This is a genomic window from Paenibacillus barcinonensis, assembly GCF_003217495.1.
GTDB classification, from domain to species: Bacteria; Bacillota; Bacilli; order Paenibacillales; family Paenibacillaceae; genus Paenibacillus; species Paenibacillus barcinonensis.
The window spans coordinates 26,093-40,987 of record NZ_QJSW01000017.1 but is presented as its reverse complement, the minus strand read 5'-3'; the positions used below and the strand labels follow the sequence as shown (position 1 = coordinate 40,987).

Annotated in this window: 17 protein-coding genes and 3 tRNA genes; 16 read left to right on the top strand and 4 right to left on the bottom strand. The window is 45.7% G+C overall.

Annotated features, from left to right (window positions below):
- From DFQ00_RS21180 to DFQ00_RS21140, 10 genes are all read left to right on the top strand, one after another.
- Positions 1–864: an ABC transporter ATP-binding protein gene (locus DFQ00_RS21180; protein ID WP_110898476.1), complete on the top strand. Its 864-nt coding sequence runs from the start codon at positions 1–3 to the stop codon at positions 862–864.
- 22 nt (positions 865–886) lie between these two features.
- On the top strand, positions 887–2,338 hold the full coding sequence (locus DFQ00_RS21175; protein WP_110898475.1) for an ABC transporter substrate-binding protein: 1,452 nt from the start codon (positions 887–889) through the stop codon (positions 2,336–2,338).
- A 167-nt stretch (positions 2,339–2,505) separates the two neighbouring features.
- Entirely contained in the window at positions 2,506–2,670 is a 165-nt protein-coding gene (locus DFQ00_RS29285; RefSeq protein ID WP_167433793.1) for a hypothetical protein, read from the top strand.
- A gap of 69 nt (positions 2,671–2,739) precedes the next feature.
- Positions 2,740–2,813 (top strand) — tRNA-Met (locus DFQ00_RS21170).
- A gap of 58 nt (positions 2,814–2,871) precedes the next feature.
- Positions 2,872–2,945 (top strand) — tRNA-Ile (locus tag DFQ00_RS21165).
- A gap of 210 nt (positions 2,946–3,155) precedes the next feature.
- Entirely contained in the window at positions 3,156–3,581 is a 426-nt protein-coding gene (locus DFQ00_RS21160; protein WP_110898474.1) for a hypothetical protein, read from the top strand.
- A gap of 242 nt (positions 3,582–3,823) precedes the next feature.
- Positions 3,824–5,371 (top strand): tetratricopeptide repeat protein, encoded by a 1,548-nt coding sequence (locus DFQ00_RS21155; RefSeq protein ID WP_110898532.1) that lies wholly within the window; start codon positions 3,824–3,826, stop codon positions 5,369–5,371.
- Positions 5,372–5,481: 110 nt separating this feature from the next.
- The gene (locus tag DFQ00_RS21150; RefSeq protein ID WP_110898473.1) at positions 5,482–5,661 is read left to right on the top strand and encodes a hypothetical protein; all 180 of its coding nucleotides are present in this window, start codon (positions 5,482–5,484) and stop codon (positions 5,659–5,661) included.
- 155 nt (positions 5,662–5,816) lie between these two features.
- Positions 5,817–5,936: a sporulation protein YjcZ gene (locus tag DFQ00_RS21145; protein WP_110898472.1), complete on the top strand. Its 120-nt coding sequence runs from the start codon at positions 5,817–5,819 to the stop codon at positions 5,934–5,936.
- Between the two features lie 157 nt (positions 5,937–6,093).
- On the top strand, positions 6,094–6,423 hold the full coding sequence (locus DFQ00_RS21140; RefSeq protein ID WP_110898471.1) for a DUF1904 family protein: 330 nt from the start codon (positions 6,094–6,096) through the stop codon (positions 6,421–6,423).
- Between the two features lie 48 nt (positions 6,424–6,471).
- Here the strand turns inward: DFQ00_RS21140 and DFQ00_RS21135 are convergent, their stop codons facing one another.
- A complete protein-coding gene (locus DFQ00_RS21135; RefSeq protein WP_110898470.1) occupies positions 6,472–7,086 on the bottom strand; it encodes an MFS transporter in 615 nt (204 codons plus the stop codon).
- Positions 7,087–7,235: 149 nt separating this feature from the next.
- Positions 7,236–7,451: a DUF6199 family natural product biosynthesis protein gene (locus DFQ00_RS21130; RefSeq protein ID WP_244213949.1), complete on the bottom strand. Its 216-nt coding sequence runs from the start codon at positions 7,449–7,451 to the stop codon at positions 7,236–7,238.
- A 243-nt stretch (positions 7,452–7,694) separates the two neighbouring features.
- Here DFQ00_RS21130 and DFQ00_RS21125 point away from each other — a divergent pair, with 243 nt between their 5' ends.
- Complete coding sequence (locus tag DFQ00_RS21125) at positions 7,695–8,843, top strand: sensor histidine kinase (RefSeq protein WP_110898469.1); 1,149 nt, start codon at positions 7,695–7,697, stop codon at positions 8,841–8,843.
- A 121-nt stretch (positions 8,844–8,964) separates the two neighbouring features.
- Positions 8,965–9,447, top strand: a complete 483-nt coding sequence (locus tag DFQ00_RS30195; RefSeq protein WP_110898468.1) for a NucA/NucB deoxyribonuclease domain-containing protein — start codon at positions 8,965–8,967, stop codon at positions 9,445–9,447.
- 280 nt (positions 9,448–9,727) lie between these two features.
- On the opposite strand, the gene DFQ00_RS21115 is transcribed toward DFQ00_RS30195, so the two are convergent.
- Entirely contained in the window at positions 9,728–9,952 is a 225-nt protein-coding gene (locus tag DFQ00_RS21115; RefSeq protein ID WP_110898467.1) for a hypothetical protein, read from the bottom strand.
- A 213-nt stretch (positions 9,953–10,165) separates the two neighbouring features.
- Here DFQ00_RS21115 and DFQ00_RS21110 point away from each other — a divergent pair, with 213 nt between their 5' ends.
- Together DFQ00_RS21110 and DFQ00_RS21105 are read left to right on the top strand one after the other, a co-directional pair.
- Complete coding sequence (locus tag DFQ00_RS21110; protein WP_110898466.1) at positions 10,166–10,615, top strand: general stress protein; 450 nt, start codon at positions 10,166–10,168, stop codon at positions 10,613–10,615.
- Positions 10,616–10,841: 226 nt separating this feature from the next.
- A tRNA-Leu gene (locus DFQ00_RS21105) sits at positions 10,842–10,927 on the top strand.
- Positions 10,928–10,975: 48 nt separating this feature from the next.
- Here the strand turns inward: DFQ00_RS21105 and DFQ00_RS30355 are convergent.
- Complete coding sequence (locus DFQ00_RS30355; protein WP_244213948.1) at positions 10,976–11,101, bottom strand: N-terminal phage integrase SAM-like domain-containing protein; 126 nt, start codon at positions 11,099–11,101, stop codon at positions 10,976–10,978.
- A gap of 343 nt (positions 11,102–11,444) precedes the next feature.
- Between DFQ00_RS30355 and DFQ00_RS21095 the strand changes: the two genes are divergently transcribed.
- Together DFQ00_RS21095 and DFQ00_RS21090 are read left to right on the top strand one after the other, a co-directional pair.
- On the top strand, positions 11,445–11,753 hold the full coding sequence (locus tag DFQ00_RS21095) for a phage distal tail protein (protein WP_146236208.1): 309 nt from the start codon (positions 11,445–11,447) through the stop codon (positions 11,751–11,753).
- A 195-nt stretch (positions 11,754–11,948) separates the two neighbouring features.
- Positions 11,949–14,870 carry an insulinase family protein gene (locus tag DFQ00_RS21090; RefSeq protein WP_110898463.1) on the top strand — a complete coding sequence of 974 codons (2,922 nt, stop codon included), beginning with the start codon at positions 11,949–11,951 and terminating at the stop codon, positions 14,868–14,870.
- Positions 14,871–14,895: the final 25 nt, after the last annotated feature.

The window sequence follows — 14,895 nt, the reverse complement described above, 5'->3', positions numbered from 1 at the left end:
GTGATCCAATGCGAAGGACTTGTCAAAATTTTTAAATCCAGCGATGTGGAAGTCGTTGCCCTTCAAGGCCTTAACTTGACTGTCAATCAAGGCGAAATGATGGCGATTATCGGTAACAGCGGCAGCGGAAAATCAACACTGCTTAACATTTTGGGCGGATTAGATCGTCCTACCGCCGGCACAGCAGTTGTGGGTGACTGGGATTTGCTCAAAATGACGGATGCTCAATTAGTCGAGTATAAACGTCACACCGTCGGATTCATCTGGCAGAACAATGGTCGAAATCTGCTACCGTATCTTACAGCACTCGAAAATGTAGAAACCCCGATGATTCTGGGCGGTAAACGTGATCGTGCGTATGCGATGCAGCTGCTGGAATGGGTCGGTCTCAAGGATCGGATGCATAACAAGCTGCATCAGTTGTCCGGAGGGGAGCAGCAGCGTGTGGCTATTGCAATATCCTTGTCCAATCGGCCTAAAATTCTGCTGGCAGATGAACCGACAGGCTCGGTAGACTCCGAGACATGTGATACGATCATGAATATTTTTCGCAAAATGAACAAGGAACTCGGGGTAACGATTGTTATCGTTACCCATGATTTGACACTTGCGGGCAAAGTGGACCGCATTGTTGCTATTCGGGATGGTCTGACAAGTACCGAATTTGTGAAGAGGAATCCGAATCTTGATGATGAACAGGGCTTGTCTGAAGCAGGTGCACCTGACGTTCATGAAGCCTTTGTTATTATTGATCGCGCAGGGCGGCTTCAGGTCCCTAAAGAGTATCTGGAAGCCTTATCGATTGATAGCCGGGCGACATTGGAGTTTGATGGTGAACGGATTGTCATTACACCGCCAAGATAAATTAATGAGGGGGACATGGGAGATGAAGAACAGGTTATGGGGGAAACGTGTGTTGGCCATCATGGCGACAGCAACATTGGCTTTACCTTTGATTGCGGGATGTACAGCCAGTGAGAGTAAGAATAATGAGCAGCGCGTGTTGCGTGTGGCTACACTGTGGGGAGGACAGGATGACAGCTATTTCCGTCAGCAATTCACGGATGCTTTTGAGCTTACTCATAACAATGTCACTGTCGAGATCGTACCGGCTGTCGACCAGGGCAGCATGTACGGATATGGGAATTCGGAGGAGCGTCCAGAAGCTCCAGATACGCTGGAAAGCTTGAAAAAGATAATGACTGGAGATAATCCGGTAGATGTTGTCATTGCTGACACCTCTACGGTGAAGGCCTTGATTCAGGAAAATATGGTTAAACAGCTTGATCCATTGATGCAGGAAGATAAATTTGACACCAGCGATATCGTGCCAAGTGTTCTTGAGGGGATCAAGGATCTGGGAGATCAAAACATCTATGCATTGACACCTACGTTCTCTTCCTCGGCGTTGTTTTACAACAAAGGGTTATTTGAAAAAGCAGGCGTTGAACCGCCAACGGACAATATGACGTGGGATGATATCTTTAATCTGGCCAAACGTCTTACGAAAGGGGAAGGAAAAGACCATGTCTTCGGCTTGGCATTTTCCACTTATCAAGGCGGTTCTCCATATTACTCCATGCAGCAGTATTACAACTCGTTGCAGTTGAAGGTGTTTGACGATAAGGCAGAAAAGATGACGGTCGATTCTCCGCAGTGGGAGAAGGTATGGAGCACTGTTAGCAAGCTGGCGATTGATAAAATCATCCCGAAAGGTGACGAGCCGCAGGATCAGCCGACAGAAGGACGCTACAATCCGTTTCAGGGCGATTTGTTCATGAGTGGCAAGACGGCGATGGCGATCGGAGATTACAGTTACATTAATCAGTTGGTGGATGCGAACAAAAATGCAGACAAAATGAAGGATTTCACCAAGATAGATTGGGATATCGTTACACCACCAGTTCATCCCGAGGCGCCTGAAATTGGCGGCAACATCTACTTGAGTAATTTGATGGCAATTAACAGCTCGGCTCAGAATCCGGATGATGCATGGGAATTGATCAAGTATATGAACAGTGAGGACTGGGCGAAGATCAAGGCGCGCAGCAGCTATGAGATGGTGTCCCGGAAAAGCTTTATCAAGCCAAAAGATGGTCTGGACTACAATATTCAGGCATTCTACACCTTGAAGCCGATCCCGCCAACGAATACAAACCTCGACAAGCTGTATCAAAAGATGCCTAATTTATGGCAGGTAGGCGATAAAGGGATGGAATACTTTAACCAGGTGCTGGAAAACAAAAAAACACCAAAAGAAGCTCTTGCAGAATGGGCAGCTAAAGGAAACGAGATGCTTGAAAAGTTGAAGAAGGACCCTAAAGCGACATTCGAATAAGTCAGGTGTTTCTCTTCTTGGTATTTGGGAAAACATAAAGTGCAGCATGACTTCTTGACCTTGAAATGGCCGCCGGAGATTTATCCTTCTCTGGTGGCTATTTTTACAGAAAAGGGGCATTCTACAATTAACAGCATTATATGATGCCCTTGGAAAGGACGAGTAGCATGAGATGGGTTTATTTCAGCAAGCTGTATACAACTAAATTTCAGGCGGGCTGCCTGGCAAAAAGACTGGAGCAGGATGGCTGGATATATGGTCATAACGAGCCTGAAGAAGTCGAAGTATACCGTTCACGCAAAGGTCGTTATGGTGTACGATTTATTCCCTGAGATTCCCCCTTGACTTATAATGTATCAATGGTGTATATTAATTAAGTCGCTGTTTATTATTTCTAACGACGCGGGGTGGAGCAGCCCGGTAGCTCGTCGGGCTCATAACCCGAAGGCCGCAGGTTCAAATCCTGCCCCCGCAATATAGCTTTACTGGATGATTTACAGCCATCATCTGCACTGTTATATATTATTTGTCTAGGGCCCTTAGCTCAGTTGGTTAGAGCGGTCGGCTCATAACCGATTGGTCACAGGTTCGAGTCCTGTAGGGCCCATATTTCAAAACCCTTGCGATGCAAGGGTTTTTTTCTGTTTTCATAGTGAAGATTTCATAGTTACAGGTAAATGCGATAAGTGAAGTCTATGTAAATCTTTAGTCGGCTCATATAGTTATTTAACTTTTTTTCTTTAAGGGTATGTATGTCCATGCCAGACTGTGATTCTCGCATATACTATCCTATCCCAACACATAGGAGGTAGATTTCATGAGTCAATTTATTGATGCAAGAACCTCGCAGAATGCGAGCTTGGCAAACTCCATTGCGATCCCGATTCTTGTGGTGGATACCCCGCAATTGTTTGGCCAGATTGGCCTGGTTACTACTGGTACTATCGGAGCCAATCCGCGTGTTCAGTTCACGGGAACCGTGACACTGCAGCTGCCCTTAGCTCTTGTAGGTGTTACGATTACCGTTGTGAGAGGAACGCTGTCAACTGATCCGATCATCTATTCGGCTACGTCCACATTCAGTTTAAGTGTACTGGCGCCTCAAGTAATTACGTTCTCAGCTAGTGACTTTAACCCGCCAATCACACCTCAACTGACGTATACGGCGTTCATCAGCTCTAACTTGCTGGGTACCATTCGTGTCGGCCCTGAGAACTTTGATGGGGCTTTGTATTCTGACTAATCTAATTAGTCATGAATAGAGATAGAGAGTCTGGTAGGATAGGCGCCTGCTTCCTTAGGGAGCAGGCTTTTTTATGTGCAGTTACTACATGAGATACGTGTAATTTGGCTACATGGGAAGAATGAAGGATAGATTAAAGGGGAATAGATTATAAGTGGTATGATATAATTATATTTTTGCATTGAATAACATAGGTCATATTTTCAATAGATGAATAGAAAGCAGGTTTAATACAAGTGAAGATAGAAAGACAAAGTCAGCATTTCCGATTCAGTGAAGCACCCATCTGGGAGTGGCAGAGAGCGTATTACGAACAAGTGGGTTTGCAAGCCTGGGAGGGTCGCCAGGTTCCGCAATATATTACGAGTAATCCGTTGATTGCTACAGCGTATGCAGAGATGATTTTTGCATTTTTGCAGGATTTGGCTACGGGAGGTGTACGGCAGGAGATCGTCACGATTGTTGAGCTTGGTGCCGGTGCCGGCCGACTAGCTCATCAGGTACTGAGCAAGCTGTGTGAACTAAAGGGACTTGCGGGTATTGAGCTGCCGGCCTTTCGTTATGTCATGACAGACCTGGCAATGGGAAATGTAATGGGATGGAGAGAGCATCCCTCCATGCAGACTTACATTGATCAGGGGATGCTGGATTTTGCGCGTTTTGATGCGATGCAGGATACGGAATTGAATCTGGTTGTGTCGGGGCTGACAGTTAAGCAGGGGGATTTGCAGCAACCGTTAGTGCTCATTGCCAATTATTTTTTTGATAGTATTCCACAGGAGTTGATCTACATTAGTGAGGGGCAGGTGCTTGAGTGTGATCTGCATGTTGAGCTACCCCAAGATGCCAATACACGTGAGCCTGTTCAGATGCTGGAACAAATGTCATTAGAATATACCTATCGTACTGCGCCGGAATATAGTACGCAGAGCTATCCTTACTCTGAACTGATCGCCCTGTACCAGGCTGAACTGGAGGACTCGCATATCCTGCTTCCGTCTGCAGGTCTTGGTTGTCTTGAACGTTTGGGCAAGCTGTCCCGGTCAGGCTACATGCTGATTACGGCAGATAAGGGGGATCATCGGCTGGAGTACTGGAAATATGCGGAGCCACCCGAATTTGCGTTACATGGTAGCTTCTCGCTATCAGCTAATTATCATGCAATACAATATGTGCTCGAACAGCAGGGGGCTAAGGCTTATTTTACAACCCATCATTATAAGGATCTGAATGTAGGTATGATTATGATGCTGGAGGAAACCGTAAGTTATGTGAACACAAGAATGGCCTATCATCGCTTTGTTGAGCGATTCGGTCCCGATGATTTTTTTAGTCTCAAAGAGTGGATTGACCCCAAGGTGCATCAGATGGAGCTGAAGCAGTTGCTGCCCTTCTGGCGTTTAGGCAGGTATGATGCCGAATTTCTAATGCATGCTTTCCCTCGTTTTAAATATCTGTTGCGAGATGCGAGCGATGAGGAGATGTTGGATCTTCAATCAGGTATCCGACAGATGTGGTCCTCATATTATATTATGGAGCATCGGGCGCAGCTTGCCTTGATTTCGGGCCAGCTATTTATGGAGATGTTTATGTATGAAGACGCTAAACCATTTCTTGAGGAGGCACTCACTGTTACTTCTGATGAAGATCAGACAACACATTTATATGAACTGGCGGTGTGCTGTTATGAACTGGAACTGGAGCAGGAAGCACTCAGTTATGCCCGTCGTGCAGTTGAGCTGGACCCGAACCATCAGGATGCTATAGCTCTTTTGCATAGTCTGGAGTAGAGTGAACTCTATAACCAGATTGTTCAATATATTCCATAAAAATGAAACGGGTATTTGCGCGTGAGCGTATAACTAGCAGAAAGTAACTTTTAGAGGAAGGAGGGCATGGGATGAAAAAAGGGCTATCTATTGTATTTTATCCGTTGTTGTGGCTTTTGGGGGCTTTTAGTATTATCGGGGGGAATGGCGCCAGCATGACTGAGCTCGTATTATTTGGAAAAGATATTGCGCGGGAATCTGGTAATGATGGGCAAGCAATCTATGATCAGATTGAACGTAGAAATGGTTAGTTACATAGCTTCATGATGAGAATAGGTCGGGTCATCTCTGAATTCATGAAGTTTGATCCTATTATTGGGCGATTAGACTTGGACATTCGCCCGGTCACTGCTGGGAAATACGCATATGTTATGGCATACCTTGAAATTCAAAGGAGGCCAATCAAATGAGTCATGTTGGATACGGTTGCGGCAATGTTTGTGGATACGGAGCGTGGACTTCAACTAGCGCTATTCTCGTTCTCTTTATTTTGCTCGTAATCATCACTAAATCGTTCTGGCTGTAATCTGGCGGTTAGGCATGCAGGCGATCAGCTCCACCAATACTTTGGTGGGGCTTTGCTCCAGTTCGTAGAGTACTTATGACATGAGTGACATTTGACAAGTGAAAACAATGTACTTAAAATCACATAAGAGACTACTATAGAGATTGAAGGGATTGCAATGCCGTTTATTCGTTTTAAAGGATTTACAGGTCATGAGCTGGAGGAGGTTGTACCTCAGATTACCGAGCAGATGGCTCTCATTACTCAACTTCCGCAGGAAAGAATGAAAGCAGAGCGTCATGATGTACAAGCCCTGACACCTTCCCCGGCATCCATCGAGATTTTGATGTTTCAGCGTGACCAGGAGATACATGATCGGATCGCATCATGCATGCAGGCTATCCTTGAGAAGGCGGACATGCCGGATGTGCACATTTTTTTCAATATATTATCGCCGAATTTGTACTATAAGCAGGGCAAGCCGTTGACGGATTATCGCTTGGATTAGATCGTGGAGACAGTCTTAGTCGAGCTCGTTTAACCGAGCTCGTCTTTTTTATTTGTAATGTGCGTGCCTGGGACTGAGTTTTAGTGAAGAATGGGAGAGGTTGCGAAGCAGGTGCTGAACAGTGCTGATTAGTGCCAGTGCAGCGAAGGACAGAATTGCTGCTGTCCAAAGTGCCAGTGGTATGCCAGCATACAGGAGGGTAATCGCCGTCATGATCAGACCGATTCCTGTTACAGTATAATTTGCAAATGAGACCAGATTGTTTGCTTTGTCCAGGTCGTTTTCTTCAATGAGTTGTGGCTGAAGAGCCTCCAGAAGCAAGCTTTCCCAGCGAATCACAAATGAAAGAGAAATAAAGGATATATATATTAAAGCAGCATACTCTGTCAGATGAGACGATGCCAAGGCTATACCCATGAGAAGCACTGCTTTGATGATTGGCATTCCAAGCACGAGTCCTGATGATGCAAAATGTTTGGTTAGCCATGGAAATAGTAGCTTGGCAACCGTATGACCAGCCGCATAAATACATAGAAGAAGTACAGCATATATCACTGATCCTGTTTGTTCATAGGCCAGGCAGGTCAATGTAGTAATGGATATAACCTGGATGAGTGAGAACAGTGTCCTCGCAGCCCAGAATGGATAAAATGCAATATTCATAAAGTAATGTCCTTTCTGAAACGATAATTCTATATTACGGTGCTTATCGAAATCTCACCACAAATAAAGTTATCATTTTCCCGTCAGTGCAGGGCAAAGACCAGCTATCGACAGACAGCTGGTCTTCTTCTTGCAGCTATATTATCGGTTCATGCCATTGCAAGTGTAAATGCGATCAGCAACATAAACAGACTGGACATTCGGACCATAACCATATAAGATTTGCTGGGTTCACTCTCACCTTGAACGAGCCAGCCATATCGCAGGTACCAGGCAAACTTGGGGAAGCACAGATTGATCATACATAACACCATAAAGATAAAAAAGAGAATTTTCATCACCGATCTTCCTTCCTCGTTAACCATTAACGGTCCCGCCTTGAGGTCTGGCGTTAGGAAATGCAGATAACAGTATATGGGCGATGATGGCACAACATAATTGGATAACTGTATAATCTGATAAGAGGCAGGAGATTGTCAACAGTTGTATTGGATATCATTAAGAACTATTACCCAAGAACTACAATGAATGAATAACTGTGGTACAATAATATAGATTGTATTATATCAACACATACCATCTAAAGGATGTGAGATGGAGGAGCAGACATGAGTCTATATAATCAAGACCCCATGCAATGGGAATTTATTATCTCAAAATTAAAATCCTCCGTTACGGTAGTTGATGCTACCTCACCTGAGCTTCCGCTCATGTATGTCAACGAGCACTTTACTTGGCTAACCGGATACACGTATGAAGAGTCGATTGGACGAAATTGCCGTTTTTTACAAGGAGCTGATACAGACCCTGAGACGGTTGAACGCATTCGGGAAGCATTAGTCCAAAAACAATCCATTAAGGTAGAGATATTAAACCATACCAAAAGTGGTCAAAAGTTTTGGAATGAACTGAATATTGATCCTATTTTTAATGAAGCCGGCGACTGTTTGTACTTTGTTGGTATTCAATATGATATTACGGAACGTAAGTTTGCCGAGCAGCAGTTGAAGCTTGCTGCGTCTACGGCTGAGAAAACGAGCAGAGGACAGCTCGAATTCATCGGCAAGCTGAACCACGAGCTTCGTACGCCACTGAATGGCATTATGGGCATGATCGAGCTTGCCAGAATGGGCGACATTACTGAGGAGCAGCACGAATATCTGGAGCTGGCTCGTCAATCCGGGGAGGCGCTTCTGAATATCGTCAATAACAGTCTGGATATGGCAAAGCTGGGGAGAGGCAAAATGGGGATGGAGCATATTGAATTTCAGCCTCTCAAGCTAATTCAGCAGATTGTGAAGACCCATGAGCCTGCGGCGATGAATAAACGTATACGTTTATTTTGTCATGCCGATCTGAGTATCCCTGATGTGCTTTGGGGTGATCCACTGAGACTTCGGCAGGTGCTGGATAATCTGCTGAGTAATGCCGTCAAATTCACTGAACAAGGTGAAGTGCAGTTGCAGGTGGATGTCAAGCAGCATTCACAGGAGGAAACGATGCTCACATTCTCGGTTCGAGACACAGGCATCGGAATACCCTCCAATCAGATGGATCAACTGTTTGATGCCTTTACTCAATCCGATATATCCCATGCGAGAAGATTCGGTGGAAGTGGTCTGGGGTTGACCATTTGCAAGGAGCTATTGGAGCTAATGAATGGCAACATTAGAGTAGAGAGTGTGGAAGGGAAGGGAACGGAGTTCCATGTCACGGTTCCTTTCCTAAGCAGACGGAGCATGACTAATGCAGGATAGGAAAAGTGCATGACAATTAGGCAGTCGGAGCAATCCGGCTGTTTTTTTGTATATGAATGTTATTGTCCTGCGAACTGGCGTTCTGTTATAATGCTAGTGTGTTATATGGGGGAGGGGCATCATGAGTAAAAGACGCAGCAGAAAAAGCAGTAGGGGAAACCGTCGATACATCAAGCAAATTGTGACGTTAGCAGGTATGGTATTGATTGCATTATATGCCTGGGCAGGGGGAGAATGGCCGCAGCAATTCCCGTCTCCGTTCAAAGCTACCGACAAAGGTGTCGATCATACGATTACCTTTCCTGCGGATCGCTATCCTGAAACGGCAAATCATATTCGAAAGTCGATCGAGGCGGGGCATTCGGATGTCTGCACGATTGATCGGAAGGGTGCGGAAGGGAACAGAGAGCTCTCACTCCGAGGTGTACCGGTGAAAAAGGGCAAGGATCGGGATGAGTGGCCTATGGCGATGTGTGCCGAAGGGGGAACGGGAGCAGATATCCAGTATATTACACCCAAAGATAATCGCGGTGCAGGCTCCTGGGTAGGCAATCAGTTAAGTACATATCCGGACGGTACGCGTGTCAGATTTGTTGTGAAATAGCATGAATCAAGAAACGGGATGATACACGATTTGAAGTGTTTTCGGAGCATGGCAAGCTTGTAGAAGAAGAATCGAGCACCAAAAGCGAGTAGTTATCAGCAATAGCCGAAATTCAATATTAAACATCATAAGAAAAACCAGACGTGTATCGTCTGGTTTTTTTGAATATAGGCCTACTGCCAGATACAACATGAGAGCTATCACATACAGCTTATCTCTATCTGCCGAATTGGGCTGAGGCTCTCTATACGCGTGATTCAATATCTGTGCGATCCGATAGTTATACAAGCTGCATAGTACCCAAATGGTGAGAGCGAAGGGTCAACAAGCGAGTCACCTGTTCGACTTCATCCAATGGAATCCACACATTGCCCTGTACAGTGCGTAAGGATAGAATGGAGCTGTCCGCTGTGCGTTCCGGGAAGCCGGTTACCGTCTGCCCGCTTGTATTGCGAACCATAACCTGTTGATTGCGTCGAATGGCAATTTCTACCTCTTTTTTCATATGTCATTACTCCTGATTAATAAGATATTTATTGCAAGGTTAAGTTTTCAATGGTTAATTTGTCTTCTTTATCTAGTCTATCAGAACTAGGTATAGATTTCCAGTGGAGATATCATTCAGTCGTTCTAGGTGAATTGACTTAGCAAAGAAGCTTAGCGTTACTGAACATCGTCTTCGGGGTTATATGTAGATAAGAAAGAGGAGGGGAACGGGATGACGAAATTGCTGGTAGGGCTTGCTCACACAGAGCAGGAGGCTATAATTTTATTAAATAATCTTGGAAGAGAAGGCATTGAGGAGAAGCATATGGGTGCTGTAGCGAAGGAGCATCTGGATCTGGAGATGATCAGTGAGCAAACGGGGCTGCCGAAACCACTGAAGGGTTCTGGAACGGATGGCGCACTAGGAGCGCTCAAGGGTATATTGGCTGGATTGGGAAAACGTATGCATCAGACGGCAGCCATCGGAACAGTGGTCCGACGATTGGCGGGCAATGAGATTGGCACGGAGACGGATGACCTGATCTTAACGCTCACTGAAGCAGGCATCACGGAAGAGGATGCATGTTATTATGAGGATTGGCTGCTGCAAGGTCATATTCTGATCTTTGTAGAGTGTAGCGAGGAGCAGGCAGAGCGTGTAAAGAGAATTTTGCTTTTTTAGTTTAATTTAAGGCTGATTTTAGGTTTTTTTAATGTTGAGGAGGTATTCTTATCTCACACCTCCCTTAATATAGATGGTTTACCGGAAGTCCGGGACCGCAACTCGGACTTTCTAGGCACTGTGAGCTGACGCTTGCAGTGCCTGTTTCATTTTTTTAGGAAAAAGGGTTGCATTATTAATAAATTCATGGTAAGATATTTCTTGTCGCCAAGAAAATAATACATACGCCGGGGTGGCGGAATTGGCAGACGCACAGGACTTAAAATCCTGCGGTAGGTGACTACCGTACCGGTTCGATCCCGGTCCTCGGCATCTTAAAAGAGAAGGAAACTCCTTGATATATAAGGGGTTTTCTTTTTTTTATATCTTCAAATGAAAGAATGGATTCACAGGAGTGGAGATGTCATCAAGTTTCAAATGTCCGATAATCGGCAGGATGTGATTCTCAATTTTAGAACAGTGTGATAGGAAAGTCGTCCGCTTCAAACGCGGTTCAGCGTCTTTAGGTTTCCATTCATTTTCGTAAAACTCTTTGAATGTGAGTTTGGAAGGTGCGATGTAACTGCCGCTAAGAACTTCTTGTTTAAACTTGGCTAACTCATCATCTAAATAATATTTGAGCTTCTTTGTTGTTTTCAGTAATGCTTTGTCTTCGACAGTTATTGTTTTTCGAGGGCGGTTACGACTACCGTCATTATTTAAGTTATAAATTTAGGTTTTTATACATTTAATGGGTTTAGTTCATGTTTGGCAGAGGGGTTTTTAACCGCCCAATATCCATAGGTGGGCCGTTGCAGTCATATCAGTTTCGGCTGTAGCTGCCGCAACGATGGAACTGACGGGTTCGGAGGTTATGGATGTTGGTTTCGGTGCAGTTGCTAAAGACAGCCGATACCATTTGGAGTTTATAGAATTCGCTGGCCCATTTAAACCAGGAGATCAAATTATTATAGATGCCGACACATTCAAAATCACTCAAAATGGCGTGAGCGCTCCGCACCCACTTGAAGGTGATTTTTTTGACTTAAATCTTGGTGAAAACAATCTCACATGGACAGACCCTTTCCACTCTAAACTATCCCATCTTACTCGCATAGCTCATAAACACAACCCTTGCATAATACATATCAGAAAGTGAATTCGGCTGTCTTTTTATGAAGTAAGATCACAATGGTGTATACTATCCGTAGGTAGATATTCCCTCTCACCTTGGCTGCGGATGAAGTTCCAATTCCCTATTACACATCATCGGAATGTCTGTGTAATTTTCACATGTGAACGAGCATCCAGTCACAAACCAATATAACAATCAAATGGACGGAGGACTCTATTTATGTTGAAACAGCTTAAACCCTACAAGGTGCTACAGGAGCGCAGAATCGAAGAACTGCAATCGGATGCGTACCTGCTGGAACATGAGAAATCCGGTGCTCGCGTTGTGCTGCTATCCAACAGCGACGATAACAAGGTGTTCAGCATTGGCTTTCGCACACCTCCCGAGGATGATACGGGGGTAGCCCATATTCTGGAGCACTCCGTGCTCTGCGGGTCCAAGAAGTTCCCGGCCAAGGATTCCTTTGTGGAGCTGCTGAAGGGGTCCCTGAATACCTTTTTGAATGCGATGACGTATCCTGACAAAACGATCTATCCCGTGGCCAGCCGGAATGACCATGACTTTCATAATTTAATGGATGTGTACCTGGATGCGGTGTTAAATACGAACATTTATGAGAATGAAAAAATATTTCTGCAGGAGGGCTGGAATTACAATCTGACTTCTGCGGATGATGAACTGACCTACAACGGCGTGGTATATAACGAAATGAAGGGTGCCTTTTCTTCGCCAGAACGGTTGGTGAGACGTGAAGTGCTGAACTCTCTTTTCCCGGATACAACGTACTCCTGTGAGTCTGGAGGGTTCCCGGAGGCCATTCTGGACCTGACGTATGAAGGACTGCTCGATTTCCACAAACGATATTATCATCCGTCCAACAGCTATATCTACCTGTACGGTGATATGGATATGGAAGAGAAGCTGCAATGGCTGGATGAAAATTACTTGAACAACTACAATCGGATCGAGATTGACTCGGAGATCAAGCTGCAACCAGCCTTCCCGGCACGGGTGGATGCGGTGAAGTCATACTCTGCGGGAAGCACGGAGTCCGAAGTGGACAACAGCTTTTTGACCTATAATGCGGTGATCGGTACTACATTGGACAAAGAACTGAACATTTCGTTTCAAATTTTGTTATACGCGCTGCTTAATGCACCTGGAGCTGTGCTGAAGCAGGCATTGCTGGATAAAGGCATTGCAAAAGATGTCTACGGCTCCTATGATGACAGTCTATATCAGCCTGTGTTTACGGTCGGACTCAAGAAAAGCAATCTGTCCAGCAAGGACGAATTCCTCGGAACGATCAAGGAAGTGCTGGAGCGTGTGGTCAAGGAAGGCTTTGATCCGAAAGCTCTGCTTGCCGGTATTAATTCGTACGAGTTCAATCACCGGGAAGCGGACTTCGGCCGTATGCCGAAAGGGCTGATCTACGGATTCTCCTCCATGCAAAGCTGGCTGTATGATGAGGAGGCACCTTTTACACACCTGGAAGCGAATGATGTGTTTGCAGAGCTTCGCACGAAAATGAAGCAAGGTTATTTTGAACAGCTGATCGAGAAATATCTGTTGCAGAACACACATACCTCGTTTGTGGCGCTGACGCCGGACAAAGGCTTGAATGCACGCAAGGAAGAGGCGCTGAAGGCACGTCTGAAGTCGGTTCAGGCCGGACTTAGCACGGAAGAGGTGCATGAGATGATTCAACGCACCGAGGCACTCGCGGAGTACCAGAATACCCCTTCGACCAAGGAACAGCAGCAGGTGATTCCAACGTTGTCGATTGAGGATATTGACACGAAGGCATCCAGGCTCTATCAAACCGTGAACAATGTGGATGGTACAACGATTTTGCATCATAACCTGTATACGAACGGGATCGGTTATTTGCGGTTGCTGTTTGATATCAAGGAGGTGCCGCGTCGCCTGTTGCCTTATGCAGGTTTGTTGAAAAATGTACTGGGATACGTGGATACACAGAACTACTCCTTTAATGAGTTGTCGAATGAAATTCACATCCATTCCGGCGGCATCCACAGCGGGCTCGGCACGTATGCAAATGCACATCAGCATGAAAACTTCAAGGCAACGTATGAATTTAACGCCAAAGTGCTGTATGACAAACTTGGATTTGCTTTTGATATGATCAAGGAGATTGTGTTTACGTCCCGTTTTGACAATACGAAGCGACTTTTCGAGATCATCTCTCAGGTCAAAGGCAACTTGCAGCGCAGTCTGATCAACAGTGGACACTCTGCGGGTATTGCAAGATCGTCCTCAAAGCATTCGGCCGTTGCTGATTTCAGAGAAGCGGTTAGCGGAATTGCCTACTATCAATGGCTTGAGGATCTGCAGGCGAATTTCGATGCGAAAAAAGAACAGCTGTCCGCCAGCCTGCAAGAGCTGATGGGTTACATTTTCAGACCAGAGAACCTGCTGGTTAGTTACACTGCGGATGATCAGGGATACGAAGGCTTGGAGCAGCAAGTCTCCGGCCTGAAATCCATGCTGTTCACACAAGAGGTAGCGAGGGAAGCCTTTACGTTCACACCTGCCTCACATAACGAAGGATTCCGTTCTCCGTCAGAGGTTCAGTATGTAGTGCAGACCGGGAACTATATCAACAAGGGTTATGATTATACTGGCTCATTACGGGTATTGCAGGGTATCCTGTCACTGGATTATCTGTGGAACAATATCCGCGCCAAAGGCGGCGCTTACGGCTGCATGTCCGGGTTCAGACGGAATGGCGACAGCTACCTGGCCTCCTACCGTGATCCGAATCTGGATAAAACGTATCAGGTATACGAGGGCATCCCGCAATATCTGAACGATTTCCGTGCAGATGAACGGGAGATGACACGTTATATCATTGGTGCGATTCAGGATCTGGATACGCCAAGAACGCCGTACAGTGAAGGGGCCTTCTCGCTGGAATGTTATCTGTCCGAGGTGACGGAGGCTGATCTGCAGCGGGAGCGGGATGAGGTGCTGCGTACGAAGGAGAGCGACATTAACGGCTTTGCCGGACTTGTCTCTGCGATTCTGGAACAGCAGCAGCGCTGTGTCATTGGCAACGAGCATAAGATTGAGGAGCAGAAGCAACAGTTTGACGAAACGCTTGATCTGATTAAGCATTAAGCAACGATGCTGCTGTGGATGGTTG

Coding starts and splice junctions, on each gene's coding strand:
- DFQ00_RS21175 (WP_110898475.1), top strand. CDS start 887: ATGAAGAACAGGTTATGGGGGAAACGTGTGTTGGCCATCATGGCGACA.
- DFQ00_RS29285 (WP_167433793.1), top strand. CDS start 2,506: ATGAGATGGGTTTATTTCAGCAAGCTGTATACAACTAAATTTCAGGCG.
- DFQ00_RS21160 (WP_110898474.1), top strand. CDS start 3,156: ATGAGTCAATTTATTGATGCAAGAACCTCGCAGAATGCGAGCTTGGCA.
- DFQ00_RS21150 (WP_110898473.1), top strand. CDS start 5,482: ATGAAAAAAGGGCTATCTATTGTATTTTATCCGTTGTTGTGGCTTTTG.
- DFQ00_RS21145 (WP_110898472.1), top strand. CDS start 5,817: ATGAGTCATGTTGGATACGGTTGCGGCAATGTTTGTGGATACGGAGCG.
- DFQ00_RS21140 (WP_110898471.1), top strand. CDS start 6,094: ATGCCGTTTATTCGTTTTAAAGGATTTACAGGTCATGAGCTGGAGGAG.
- DFQ00_RS21135 (WP_110898470.1), bottom strand. CDS start 7,086: ATGAATATTGCATTTTATCCATTCTGGGCTGCGAGGACACTGTTCTCA.
- DFQ00_RS21130 (WP_244213949.1), bottom strand. CDS start 7,451: ATGGTTAACGAGGAAGGAAGATCGGTGATGAAAATTCTCTTTTTTATC.
- DFQ00_RS21125 (WP_110898469.1), top strand. CDS start 7,695: ATGAGTCTATATAATCAAGACCCCATGCAATGGGAATTTATTATCTCA.
- DFQ00_RS30195 (WP_110898468.1), top strand. CDS start 8,965: ATGAGTAAAAGACGCAGCAGAAAAAGCAGTAGGGGAAACCGTCGATAC.
- DFQ00_RS21115 (WP_110898467.1), bottom strand. CDS start 9,952: ATGAAAAAAGAGGTAGAAATTGCCATTCGACGCAATCAACAGGTTATG.
- DFQ00_RS21110 (WP_110898466.1), top strand. CDS start 10,166: ATGACGAAATTGCTGGTAGGGCTTGCTCACACAGAGCAGGAGGCTATA.
- DFQ00_RS21095 (WP_146236208.1), top strand. CDS start 11,445: ATGGAACTGACGGGTTCGGAGGTTATGGATGTTGGTTTCGGTGCAGTT.
- DFQ00_RS21090 (WP_110898463.1), top strand. CDS start 11,949: ATGTTGAAACAGCTTAAACCCTACAAGGTGCTACAGGAGCGCAGAATC.